Origin of the sequence: Bradyrhizobium sp. CCGUVB23 (assembly GCF_024199885.1) — a bacterium.
In the GTDB taxonomy this organism is placed as follows: Bacteria; Pseudomonadota; Alphaproteobacteria; order Rhizobiales; family Xanthobacteraceae; genus Bradyrhizobium.
In genome coordinates this window covers 4,564,793-4,577,104 of the sequence record NZ_JANADQ010000001.1, presented here as the reverse complement: position 1 = coordinate 4,577,104, position 12,312 = coordinate 4,564,793, and the positions used below count along the sequence as shown (strand labels likewise).

Here is a 12,312-nt window from a genome sequence, read left to right as displayed (position 1 = left end):
GAAATGCAAACCCCACGGTTAGGACCCGTAAACATGAGGTTGCGTGATGCAGCGTCGACGCCGGTTTAAACAGACCATTTCCTTCAAGGATCGCCTCACCTCATTTGCCAAAGAAGCCCGCGAGAGAGCTTCCCGCCTGAGACCCGGACCTGAGAAAGACGAACTGCTCAAGAAAGCCAGTCAAGCGGATACCGCATCCCATCTGGATGATTGGGCTAATTCGCCCGAATTGCGGCCGCCCAGATAGCTTCTTTGACGGCTTCATTGGAAGAAACCGACCGGCATAGGCTCTCCGTGCAGGCAAGGTGAGAAGCACCGTGCTTCACATCGGGCTCTGTCGGCGGGGGTACTAACTTTGCTCAAATATCTCAACGGCGATCCAGCAGTTGGCGTACCCGAAGGGCAAGCTTTGCTTGCGAGACCGGCTTTTCAACGAGGTCGACACCTTCATCCAACCGGCCTTGATGCACAACCGCATTGCTCGAGTACCCCGTCATATAGAGGACCTTCAACCCCGGCCGGATTTGCGCTGCGCGCTTGCCGAGCTCGCGCCCATTAATGCCTGGCATCACCACGTCTGTGAGCATTAAATCGATCGACGGCTCGTCTTGCATAAGGATGGTAAGGGCCGATTGCGCGCTCGATGCGGCAATGACCTTATAGTTGAGGTTGCGAAGCACGTCCGCAACGTAGGTACGAAGGTCGGCATCGTCCTCCACAACGAGGATGGCCTCAAGCTTGTCTCCTTCCGGGAAGGGCTCCTCGGGCTCATCGGATAGCGGCGCCGATGTGCCGTGATAGCGCGGGAAGTACATCTTGATCGTCGTTCCCTGGCCGACTTCGCTGTAGATTTTCACATGGCCGCCGGATTGTTTGACGAAGCCGTAGACTTGGCTCAATCCAAGGCCCGTGCCTTGGCCCGCTTCCTTGGTTGTGAAAAATGGCTCGAAGGCGTGATTCAGGGTGTCTTCGCTCATTCCGGCGCCGGTGTCTGTCACGCTGAGCACGACGTATTGGCCCGGCACAATCTCCGGGTTTAGGCGACAATACCACTCATCCGCCGATATATTGACGGCTTCCACGGTAAGTTTTCCTCCGTCCGGCATAGCATCGCGCGCATTTATCGCGAGGTTGACGATTGCCGATTCGAGATGGTTTGTATCGATCTCGATCAGCCAAAGGCCGGCGCTGCCGACTGTCTGGACCTCGATCCGCTCGCCCAGTGTGCGTTGCAGGAATTCCTGCAGGGCGTTGAGAAAATTATTCAGGTTGAGCGGCTTTGGATCGAGGGGCTGGCGTCGCGAAAACGCCAAGAGCCGGCTGGTCAGCGCTGCCGCCCGCTGCGCACCGCGCTTAGCATGGGCGAGGGCGCGTTGGAGATTTGCGTTCCCACCGAGTTGACGAGCGTGGCGTTCAGCGGTTTCCAGATTACCGGTCACAATCATCAAAAGGTTATTGAAATCGTGGGCGATGCCGCCTGAGAGTTGGCCCACCGCCTCCAGCTTTTGTGAGGCAACGAGCTGCTCCTGCACTTCTCTAAGTTGCTCCTGAGCCACTCGGCGCTCAGTGATATCGCGCGTGACTTTGGCAAAACCAACGAGGTTGCCGGCATCGTCTTTGATGCGATCGATGACGACCGAGGCCCAGAATTTCGTACCGTCTTTGCGAACGCGCCAACCTTCGGCTTCAAACCGTCCCTTTTCTGCAGCTTCCGCCAGCGCATGCTTGGGGATTCCCAGCTCAAGGTCGCCCGGTGTGTAGAATTGGCTGAAATGCTTTCCGATGATTTCGTCCGGCGCGTAACCCTTGATGCGCTGAGCTCCTGGATTCCATGTCGTGATGTTTCCTTGCGCATCGAGCTGAAAGATCGCGTAATCGACAACCGCCTCGATCAGTTGGCGGTAGCGTCGTTCGCTTTGGAGCAGATCTTCGTGTGCCTGTTGCCGTTCGGTGATGTCGCGAGTGACTTTGGCAAAGCCAATCAGTTCGCCGTCTTCGTCACGGATGGCGTCGAGGACCACAAGCGCCCAAAAGTGACTCCCGTCCTTGCGTACGCGCCAGCCCTCTGAGGCGAAGCGGCCGCTCTCTCGAGCGATCTGCAGGGCTCGCTGCGGAAAGCCGTTCGCGCGATCCTCGGGCGTATAAAAAACCGAGAAAGATTTCCCGATGATCTCGTCGGCCGAATAGCCTTTCAATCGTACGGCGCCGGAATTCCAGCTCCGCACAACGCCGTCCAGGTCGATCATGAAGATCGCGTAATCAACGATAGCATCTATGAGCAGCTGGAGACTTCGTGCGTCGCCAATCCCGTCCGCTTTTGATTGTGCTGTCAAGGGGCTATAATTCTCCTAACATCGGCCCAACGCGCGTCAGCGCGGACCGGTTCCAGAACTCACGCCTGCTGACCACGTCCTACGAAGCGACGCGAACCGAAGCCTGTAGCCTCGATACGAGTACGCTGGTCCTTATCCTCGGTCGAGAGAGATGCAACCGAATAGGTCGGAGATCAATTCCCGAAAGCGTTCGTCGATGCCCTTGGCACTGAGCAGATTGGGGATGCTACTGCAGCTTCAATTCGAAAAGGGATCACCGCGCGTTTAGTAAAAGCCTCACGCAGCTAAAATTGAGGGGGATAGTCATTTTGAGTAATTGGAGCCAGCTCTAAGTGCGTTCTCGCGCGCAAAAAAAGTCAGTGGGACTGTTTCGAAATATTCGGCAATGCGAACGCTGCTTACAACCGATCATGCGCAATGGTCTCGAATTTTTCGCCCCACCCAATAAGTGTGAAGCGATACTCTGGCGTTCTGCCTCTCTCGTTGCTAATTTCTGCCAAACGCAAACAAGCAAGGTTTGGTGAATATGTCACGCTACTATTTCGACATGCGCCAAGAAGATGAAATTGCCCCCGACGAGGAAGGTCTCGAACTCCCCACCATTGAATCTGTCAAGGAAGAGGCAGCGCGCTCCCTCGCGGACATGGCGCGGGACGCCGTGCAGACTCATCGTAACGAGACAAGGCATCCTATGGCCATCGAAGTCCGAGATGATAGCGGGCCGGTCCTCCAGGCTCGGTTTACGTTCGAGGTCGAGAGGCAAAGGCACTAGCCAAGGTCGGCACCCCGTACAGCAAGTGCCGACCCGGTCCTCATCGCCCCTCGATTGCGCTAACGCCTGCGGCGAATGTTCGATGCAAGGGCCGGGGAAACCATGAGCCTTTTCGTCGAACGCCCGTCAGGCCGCTTCGGCATTCACAGCGGAAACCGCCAGCTTGCTCAATGCTTCGTCCGTCTTCTTTTCCTCCGCCAACGTTTGATCGAGCAGCTTGACCGCATCCTTGTGACCTAGCTTGTCAGCCCAGCTTTTCAAAGTGCCATAGCGCGAAATCTCGTAATGCTCGACCGCCTGAGCCGCCGCCAAAAGGCCCGCGTCGAGTGCCGGAGTATCAGCGTACTCGTCCATGACTTCCTTGCCTTCGTCGAGGATGCCCTCGATGGCATCGCACTTCTTGCCGCGCGCCGGCTTGCCGAGAAGCTCGAAGATCTTTTCGAGGCGTTCAATCTGTCCTTCGGTCTCGTCGTGATGCTTCTCAAAAGCCTCCCGTAACTGGTCGGACGCCGCGGCCTTGGCCATCTTTGGCAACGATTTGTAGATCTGCTTCTCCGCGTAATAGATGTCCTTCAACGTATCGACGAACAGGTCGCTTAGGTCCTTCTCAGACATGATTTGGCTCCGCGTTTGGGTAAAAGCTATGCAAGGCAATACGGAGCCGTGAACGAAGTTCCAGACCTACCCGTTTGCTAAACACTCCACCTCATCCGGGAACGAGAATGCTAGGGCCTTCGTTAAAGGTTATCCCGAAAAAAGGAGTGATGAAGATGGACTGGAATCGCGTCGAAGGTAACTGGAAGCAGGTCAAGGGTAAGGTGAAGGAGCAATGGGGCAAGCTAACCGATGATGACCTCGACGTCATCAATGGGAAGCAGGATCAGCTCGAAGGCCGCCTGCAACAGCGTTACGGCTATGCCAAGGATCAGGCTACGAAAGAGGTCAACGATTGGTATGGCCGGCAAAAATGGTAGGTTTGGAACGAAGCTGGCCAAGGGACATTAAAATGTGACGTTGCGTCCAAACAAATAGCGTTCATGGGACCAGGCACCATTGCCCCCACGCAGCATAGTGGGGGCTTTTTCTTGGGCCGGCCGTCGTGCGCATCCCTTTCAATGGAGTGACTTGTGAAAATCCGAGCCGGCTACGACATCGCCTTTCAGTGCTCTCAGGAGACGCCGATGCTGCTGTTGCTGAGCGTGCGGCCAGAACGGGGAGCTGATCTTTTGACAGAGCATCGCATCCAACTGTCCAACGAAATTCCTTCGCGTGACTATCGCGACCTGTTTGGGAACGTTTGCACACGACTTGTGGCCCCGGCAGGTCTTCTCGAAATTCGCAATGAGTTTGTTATCTCCGACAATGGACTTCCCGATGAAGTCTCACCGCGTGCCGAGCAGTGGCCGATTGACAGTCTGCCCGACGAAGCGCTCGTTTATCTTCTAGGTAGCCGCTATTGCGATACCGAGAAGTTGTCTCAACTTGCATGGCAACAGTTCGGATCCATCGTCGGCGGCTGGCAGCGCGTGAAGGCGATCTGTGACTACGTGCATAGCCAACTTGAATTCGGCTACCACCACGCGCGACCAGATCGCACCGCGTCCGAGGGGCATCAGGAAAGGCGCGGTGTGTGTCGAGACTTCGCGCATTTGGCCGTGGCACTCTGCCGCTGCTTGAATATCCCGGCCCGTTATTGCACCGGATATCTTGGTGACATCGGCGTACCACGCGATCCGGCACCGATGGATTTCAGCGCCTGGTTCGAGGCGTTTCTCGATGGCCGGTGGTTCACGTTTGATGCAAGACACAACCATCCCCGGATCGGCCGCGTTGTCATTGGGAAAGGACGGGATGCTGCCGACGTTGCAATCTCAACCGCGTTCGGGCCAACTCAACTCGCTCGTTTTCAGGTTGTGACCGAGGTGGTAGCGAACGTTTCGACTGATCAAAAGCTGGAGGAAGCGGTGTGAAACCGCTGCAAGGATCAGATCGGTCGCGTCGGCCGCTAGTATGAAGCTAGTTTCCGTGTCGATCCTGATGCCCGGGTCACCCATCCTTAAGAAGCTTCTTGACCTCGCGGATCGGCCATTCCTTCGTTGCGGCGATCACGCGAACCCCGAGCGTTGTTAGCCACAGAGACGAGCGAATGCGAGCTGATCTCCTCCTCAACCTGCTCGACACGGACGTCAGGGTCAGGCCCCAATGCAGGGTAATATCAAGGTCGCCGGGAAAGATCTTCCACTTCGAAACATCGTCTAACTCAACCAGGTGGCTTTCTGAATGAGACCTAATTTTCACTTGGCCGCCTGCTTTTCAAGCTGCTTTAAATGCGTCAGACTAGGCACAACCAGTCTTTTCTCGTCGGTCTCACCTTTGGCGACTTGCCCGAAGACGTACTCGCGAAGGGCCTTGCGAGCCTGACTGAGCTCGCAATGATCGCGATCCTTGAACTGCTCGAAAACGCTCATGGCGCGCTCAATGGCGGCAGGCGCGACGATTTCTTCGATCGGATGAGTCATGGCAGAAACAACTACGGGGTTGAAACTTTGTTCCAACAAGCGGCTGTGGGAGCTCTTACCCCGTCGCATCTGCAAAGGCAGACGGAGCCCCTCAAGTTGACTTTTATGGCGGCCGCGAACGCGCCACCCGGCGAATGACGGGAATGCCTTGATTGGTAAGCGAGCGCGACTCGCTCCTGACGCTTTTCCAAGCGCGCGCCTGCTGTTCCATTTTTTTCGCCCAGCGACGCTCAAAGCGGTCGACTATATTGCGTGGCAATTCTGTTGAACTCATCGCCGTTTCCTTCAGTAGCCGCTCCGGGTTAGTGGAGACCCTTTGCTCAATCGTAATACCGCCCGCGACGCTGCCGGGGTGCAGGCTGTCTCAGCAATAGCGCCAGTGCGAACCCGACGCCGCCTGCGATCAGCAGCGATCCAAGCGGATTGTTTTGCACGAACTTCGCAACGGCCTCTGAGCCATCGCTACTTTGGCGATAAACCTGCTTGGCGTAGCTTGCCGCGCTGTCGGTAGCGTCACGTGCTGCTTCTTTGGCCTGGCCGTATAGATCTTCCACTTTGCCCGCCGCCTGCCGGACGCTGCCTGCTGCCGTGGCGTCAGCATCTCCAGCCATGTCGCCGACCGTACGCTCAAGTTTACCGGTCACATCCTTGGCCGTTCCCGCAATCCGATCCTCGTCCACGACGTCAAGCTTCCAGGCTCCACTCGGGCTTGCAAACTAACCAAGAGCTTCCGGCGTTGGTTCCTATATCAGCGTGAACACTGGTCGCCGCGCCCCAAGGATAAACATGTTGGCGAAGGACCTTGATGACAGCCATGCGTCAAGACCCCGCGCTCGTGCCAGGCCGATACCCCCGCAGGTGCTGATCTCCTCGAGCCACGAGAAAAACTCAGGCTTTTCGGAACCATTTGTTCCAGCCGCGCATTTTGTGGGCAGGAAAAGCTGGAGGACTACATGGAGCAAAGCACCGGAGCAGTTTCGACTGAACGAATAGAGCCCACGACTTCAGGAGTAAGTTGGGCGGCGGTTATAGCAGGCGCTGCGGCCTCCTGCGCGTTGACCCTGCTTCTTTTGTCCTTTGGTGCGGGGATGGGCTTTGCAGTCGTTTCCCCCTGGGGCGGTCGAGGCGTTTCTTCATCAACGTTCGAAATAGGCACGGGGCTATACTTCATCGTTATGGCGATGATTTCGTCTGCGGTCGGAGGCTACCTAGCCGGCCGCCTCCGTACCAAGTGGACGGGCATTCACACCACCGAAGTCCAGTTTCGCGATACAGCTCACGGTTTTTTGGCGTGGGCGGTAGCGTCGGTTGTGGGTGCAGTGTTGCTCGCTTCTCCTGCAAGCACCCTGATCGGGAGTGCTTTATCCGGTGCGTCGCAGGTGGCGGCTACCTCGGTCCAAGCGTCTCCGGTGGATAGCTACGCCGATATGCTTCTGCGTTCGGACAACCGCGCCGATCAGCAACAGCTTTCAGAGACGCGCGGCGAAATCGCTAGGCTTTTTACAACCAGCTTCCGCGGTGGCAATGACGTCAACGCTGCCGACCGTGCCTATCTCGTGAAGGTCGTCTCGTCGCGGACCGGCCTGAGCCAGAGCGATGCTGAAAAGCGCGTCAACGACGTGGTGACCCAAGCCAAAACGGATCTGGATAATGCCCGCAAGACGGCAATGCAGACAGCTATTTGGCTAACGCTGTCGTTGTTCGTTGGCGCATTTTGTGCGGCGTTGGCAGCATTGGAAGGCGGTGGTTTGCGCGACGGCACCTGGGGGAAAACGACCATCCGTCAAGCGGCGCCTGCGCGACAGATCTAAGCGGTGACTTTCAAAATAAGGGAGAATCCAAATGCCAATCCTTCTCTGGTTACTCGGAATACCGATCCCCCTGATCATTTTGATCATGCTGCTGCATCACTAGTCGAAGCGGCAACTCAGACGGAGGAAACTGAAATGAAGAAACTTCTTGCGGGAATTGCGCTATGCGCGGCCCTTGTCTCTGGCGCCTATGCAGCCACCACCATGACGACGGCGCCGACAGAAAGTTGGACGGTCACAAACTACTACAAGCAGGCCGTCTATGATCCAAAAGAGTCCAAGATCGGCGATATCGATGACGTTCTCGTCGACAAGTCCGGCAAAGTTACCGGCTTGGTGATCGGCGTTGGCGGCTTTCTTGGCGCAGGCGAGAAGGACGTGATCGTACCGTACTCAGCAATCAAGATGTCTAAGCGAAATGACAAGTGGTGGCTGACGCTGGATGAGACCAAAGACGATCTCAAGAATGCGCACGGCTTCACCTACGACAAGGCGAGTACGACCTGGGTTCCTGAAAAGAAGTAACGAACTTAGCCCCGCGCGAAACACACTGCAAAGCAGCAGCGTGTTTCGCGTGGCATCAAATTAGCCCCGAAGGGTCCTCCTGGACGGCCGGCCATGGACAAGCCAAGTAACATTGTGCAAGGCACCGAAGCCGACCCCGCGCGTATATCGACCGGTAGCGCAGGCCTCGACGATATTCTTTGCGGCGGATTTGATGCTGAGAGGATGTACCTGTACGAGGGTCGGCCGGGCACTGGCAAGACGACGCTGGCACTTCAGTTTCTTATCGAAGGCGTCCGTCAGGGGGAGCGAGTTCTCTATATCGCCCTGTCGGAATCGGAGGCCGAACTTCGGCTTGTTGCCAAACGGCATGGATGGTCTCTCGACGACGTCGATATCTTTGAGCTCGTTCCTCCGGAAACTACGCTAGATCCCGAGCGCGAACTTACGGTTCTGCATCCGGCGGAGATTGAGCTCAGCGAGACGACGAAACTGGTTTTTGAGAAGATTGCGCAGCTCAATCCTACCCGGATCGTCATCGATAGCTTATCGGAGCTCCGTCTTCTCGCGCAGAATTCCCTCAGGTATCGCCGTCAGGTACTGGCTCTCAAGCACTTCTTCGCGAAGCGGCACTGTACCGTTGTCCTTTTGGACGACCTTACATCTCGTGATACCGACCTCCAACTCCATTCAATTGCTCACGGCGTCATTCTCCTCGAACAACTTGCGATCGATTACGGTGCGCAACGAAGGCGGCTTAATGTCGTCAAAATGCGCGGCATTGAGTTCCGAGGAGGCTTTCATGATTTCGCCATCGCCAAAGGCGGTTTGAACATATTCCCTCGGCTGGTTGCGGCTGAGCATCACACTCGATTTGACGCTGGTTTTGCCCCGAGCGGCAATGCCGAACTCGACAAGCTGCTCGGGGGTGGATTGGAGCGTGGGACCAATGCTCTGCTTATCGGCGGCGCTGGAGTGGGAAAATCTTCGTTGGCCTTGACGTATGCGATAGCGGCGGCCGAGCGCGGCGAGGGTGTAGTCTACTATGCCTTCGACGAAGGGCGAGGCACCCTCGAAGCTCGAGCCAAGACGTTGGGGCTTGGACTGCAGGCCGCATTGGATTCGGGCCATCTTCGATTACAGCAGATCGATCCTGCAGAACTTTCACCGGGTGAGTTCGCTGCCAATGTTCGACATAGCGTTGAAGTCGATAAGGCCCGTGTCGTCGTCATTGACAGCCTTAACGGTTATCTGAACGCAATGCCCGACGGGCGCTTCCTCGTCCTTCAAATGCATGAACTCCTGAGCTATCTCGGCCAGCAGGGAGTTCTCACGATACTCGTTCTAGCCCAGCACGGCTTGGTCGGCCCGATGGATACGCCGCTCGATATCAGCTATTTGAGCGACGCGGTAGTGATGCTGCGTTATTTCGAGTTTGACGGGACAGTACGGCGGGCGCTTTCGGTGGTGAAAAAGCGGAGCGGAAACCATGAACGCACCATCCGCGAGTTTCAGCTGACCCCAACGGGAATCCAGATCGGTCCGCCTCTTACGGGATTCAGCGGCGTGTTCGCGGGAACACCGCGCTACACGGGCGACAGCAAGCCACTTCTGGGCGCAGAGAAACATGGAGCATGAAGCTCTCGCCTTCCGAGTAATGATCCTTGCCCCAATCGGCCGCGATGCCTCGGCATCCGCCGATCTGTTGCGAAATGCCGGCTTGACAGCACATGTCGCCGACGATCTGGTCGGACTACTCGCCGGTCTTTCTGCCGGAGCGGGCGCTGCCTTTGTTGCCGAGGAAGCATTGTTCAATGAAGATCTAACGGCACTTCAGGATTGGATTGCCCAGCAGCCCCCGTGGTCTGATTTCCCATTCGTTGTTCTGACAAGTCACCTTGATCATCCGAGCGTCAACATTTGGCGTCAAACGCTCGCCAACAAGCTCCAAAATGCTTCCATGCTGGAGCGGCCTCTCCAAGCGATAACGTTGACGAGCGCGATGCGGGTCGCACTTCGCGCCCGTCGCCGTCAGTACGAGGTCAAGGCGCTGATAGAGATGCAAGAACAAGCGGCGGAACGCCTCGAAGCTCTGGTAGCAGAGCGGACCCAGGAATTGGAAAAGGCCAACGAAGATTTGAAGAGCCAGATGACTGAGCGCGAACGCGTGGAAGCGTCGCTGCGTCAGTCACAAAAGATGGAAGCCGTTGGTCAGCTGACGGGCGGTCTCGCCCATGACTTCAACAATTTGCTGACAGGCATCAGCGGCAGTCTCGAATTGACGAGAGCGCGACTGTCTCAGGGAAAGGCAGACTCTGTTGACCGCTACATCACGACAGCGCAGGAAGCCGTGAAAAGGGCGGCTGCACTTACACACCGGCTGCTCGCATTCTCACGACGCCAGGCACTTGAATCGAAACCGACGAACGTCAATCGGCTCGTCACCGGCATGGAGGAACTGATACGTCGCACGGTTGGCCCAAGCATCCACGTTGAGGTAGTAGGTGCGGGTGGGCTTTGGTCTACGCTTGTCGACTCCAACCAGCTCGAGAACGCCTTGCTGAACCTGTGCCTCAACGCGCGGGACGCCATGCCACAGGGAGGGCGCTTGACTATCGAGACCGCAAACAGGTGGTTGGATGCGCGCGGGGCGCGGGATCTCGATATTGCGCCGGGCCAGTATATTTCATTGTGCGTAACCGACACCGGGACAGGTATGGAAGCTGACGTGGCTGCTCACGCATTTGACCCGTTTTTTACGACCAAGCCACTGGGCCAAGGCACGGGCCTGGGCCTCTCCATGATCTACGGGTTTGCCCGTCAGTCAGGCGGCCAAATCCGCATCTACTCAGAGGTCGGTAAGGGTACCACCATGTGCCTTTACCTTCCGCGCCATGACGACGATCCCAACTTCAACGATGCCGCCGACTTTCCGGAAGCAAGCGAGTCGCTTGGAGACGGCGAGGTCGTCTTGGTGATCGATGACGAACCGTCAATTCGAATGCTGATCACCGACGTTCTGTCTGACACCGGCTACTCGGTCCTGGAGGCTTCGGATGGCCCCGCGGGATTACGGGTTTTGCAATCGGCCACGCGAATCGACCTGCTGATCACCGACGTCGGTCTTCCAGGGGGCATGAACGGGCGCCAGGTCGCCGATGCGGCCCGAACACTGCGGCCGGACTTGAGGGTGCTCTTCATTACCGGCTATGCTGAGAACGCGTTGATGGGGAACGGCCACCTCGAAAAGGGGATGCATGTTTTAGCCAAGCCGTTTGAGGTCGAGCGCCTTGCAATCAAGATTCGTGAGTTGGTTAAAAGTTGAACTCCGACCTATGGGCGGCGTCGCGGCCCGCTCGTGCGTTTGCTTCGGCATGGGCCAACTGCGCAGCGAAAGTCGACTCATAGGAAGCATCCGGCGACGCCGGACGGCCGTTACTTTGTCCGCGGCAGACTGCGCGCATGAGCGCATGGACAACAACCTCTCGGGCCAAGGAACCGAAGGCCGCGCCCGATATCCAGATCGAGCTTACCTTGGGTAACCCCTGATCGACGATAAATTAGCCATCGGAATTCAAACCCAACCGTTAGGACCCGTAAGAACGAGGTTGTGTGCATGCGGCGTCGCCGTTCAACCAGATCAAGTCCCTCGAAGATCGACTTGCCCAGAGGCGAAGCGCCTTCGCGAAGAAGCGAAATCACTTCCATCTGGCATTGCCCGCAATGAAATGATCCGCAAACCCGCCTGTGCGAAACAGGCTCGCACATGAGCGACTGGCTGTGCTCGCCCGGATTAAAGTCGCAGATTGAGGATAGTGGTCTCATTTGAATCTGGCCAAATCAGCTGGCCGAGCGATATAGGTCGGCATGAAGGAGATGCATCACCGTTCCTGCAGATGTGGCGCTGTCTACAGCCGCACCGAGGCCATGGCCGCAAATCGCCAGATCGCCAGCTTCGAGTGCGCCGTTTGTGGCGCGACCATGGAGTCTTGGAACACCGCTTGGGTGCCGACATATCGGTTGATCGTCGGTCCCCTTCGCCACCCGCATTCCGACTCTGACTAGAATGGCCGAATGAAACCCGCTGACCGTGGTCGGATTAGTGGTTATGGCAGAATCGTTCGGTAGCTCGTTTACGATCGTTGAAGTGACCGCAGACGATTTGTCACCGAGCGAACCTAAAAAGCAGCTTTGGATTGCGTTGGCTAAACCAAGCCAGGCGTTGACGGTGGTGCTCGCAGCGGTCCCGGAAGGGTGGACGGCGGAGCTTGTAGTGCAAAATCTCACGGAAGAGCAGCAGAGAACTCTTGAAGGGCTCAACCTCAAGCCCGGTGATGTATATAGACTGACATCGAAGTGAGGCCGCCATGGCC

General features: G+C 56.9%; 11 protein-coding genes and 1 pseudogene. 8 read left to right on the top strand and 4 right to left on the bottom strand.

Annotation, left to right across the window (positions count from 1 at the left end; all coding sequences use genetic code 11):
* Positions 1-368 precede the first annotated feature (368 nt).
* The gene (locus NLN62_RS20995; RefSeq protein WP_256575937.1) at positions 369-2,333 is read right to left on the bottom strand and encodes a PAS domain-containing sensor histidine kinase; all 1,965 of its coding nucleotides are present in this window, start codon (positions 2,331-2,333) and stop codon (positions 369-371) included.
* A gap of 526 nt (positions 2,334-2,859) precedes the next feature.
* Here NLN62_RS20995 and NLN62_RS20990 point away from each other — a divergent pair.
* Positions 2,860-3,105 (top strand): hypothetical protein, encoded by a 246-nt coding sequence (locus NLN62_RS20990; protein WP_254110027.1) that lies wholly within the window; start codon positions 2,860-2,862, stop codon positions 3,103-3,105.
* A gap of 126 nt (positions 3,106-3,231) precedes the next feature.
* Here the strand turns inward: NLN62_RS20990 and NLN62_RS20985 are convergent, their stop codons facing one another.
* The gene (locus NLN62_RS20985) at positions 3,232-3,720 is read right to left on the bottom strand and encodes a ferritin-like domain-containing protein (RefSeq protein WP_254110026.1); all 489 of its coding nucleotides are present in this window, start codon (positions 3,718-3,720) and stop codon (positions 3,232-3,234) included.
* Between the two features lie 155 nt (positions 3,721-3,875).
* Between NLN62_RS20985 and NLN62_RS20980 the strand changes: the two genes are divergently transcribed.
* Together NLN62_RS20980 and NLN62_RS20975 are read left to right on the top strand one after the other, a co-directional pair.
* On the top strand, positions 3,876-4,079 hold the full coding sequence (locus NLN62_RS20980) for a CsbD family protein (RefSeq protein WP_254110025.1): 204 nt from the start codon (positions 3,876-3,878) through the stop codon (positions 4,077-4,079).
* Between the two features lie 153 nt (positions 4,080-4,232).
* Positions 4,233-5,075 (top strand): transglutaminase family protein, encoded by an 843-nt coding sequence (locus tag NLN62_RS20975; RefSeq protein WP_254110024.1) that lies wholly within the window; start codon positions 4,233-4,235, stop codon positions 5,073-5,075.
* A 324-nt stretch (positions 5,076-5,399) separates the two neighbouring features.
* On the opposite strand, the gene NLN62_RS20970 is transcribed toward NLN62_RS20975, so the two are convergent.
* Positions 5,400-5,624 (bottom strand): hypothetical protein, encoded by a 225-nt coding sequence (locus NLN62_RS20970; protein ID WP_254110023.1) that lies wholly within the window; start codon positions 5,622-5,624, stop codon positions 5,400-5,402.
* Between the two features lie 320 nt (positions 5,625-5,944).
* Positions 5,945-6,304 carry a CsbD family protein gene (locus NLN62_RS20965; RefSeq protein WP_254110022.1) on the bottom strand — a complete coding sequence of 120 codons (360 nt, stop codon included), beginning with the start codon at positions 6,302-6,304 and terminating at the stop codon, positions 5,945-5,947.
* 273 nt (positions 6,305-6,577) lie between these two features.
* Here NLN62_RS20965 and NLN62_RS20960 point away from each other — a divergent pair, with 273 nt between their 5' ends.
* The 5 genes and pseudogenes from NLN62_RS20960 (at position 6,578) to NLN62_RS20940 (ending at position 12,299) form a co-directional block, all read left to right on the top strand.
* Entirely contained in the window at positions 6,578-7,435 is an 858-nt protein-coding gene (locus tag NLN62_RS20960; protein WP_254110021.1) for a hypothetical protein, read from the top strand.
* A 135-nt stretch (positions 7,436-7,570) separates the two neighbouring features.
* Complete coding sequence (locus tag NLN62_RS20955) at positions 7,571-7,960, top strand: PRC-barrel domain-containing protein (protein ID WP_254110020.1); 390 nt, start codon at positions 7,571-7,573, stop codon at positions 7,958-7,960.
* 93 nt (positions 7,961-8,053) lie between these two features.
* Entirely contained in the window at positions 8,054-9,577 is a 1,524-nt protein-coding gene (locus NLN62_RS20950) for an ATPase domain-containing protein (protein WP_254110019.1), read from the top strand.
* A 475-nt stretch (positions 9,578-10,052) separates the two neighbouring features.
* A pseudogene (locus tag NLN62_RS20945) lies at positions 10,053-11,264 on the top strand (response regulator); the annotation flags it as partial.
* A 783-nt stretch (positions 11,265-12,047) separates the two neighbouring features.
* Entirely contained in the window at positions 12,048-12,299 is a 252-nt protein-coding gene (locus tag NLN62_RS20940; RefSeq protein WP_254110018.1) for a hypothetical protein, read from the top strand.
* Positions 12,300-12,312 lie beyond the last annotated feature (13 nt).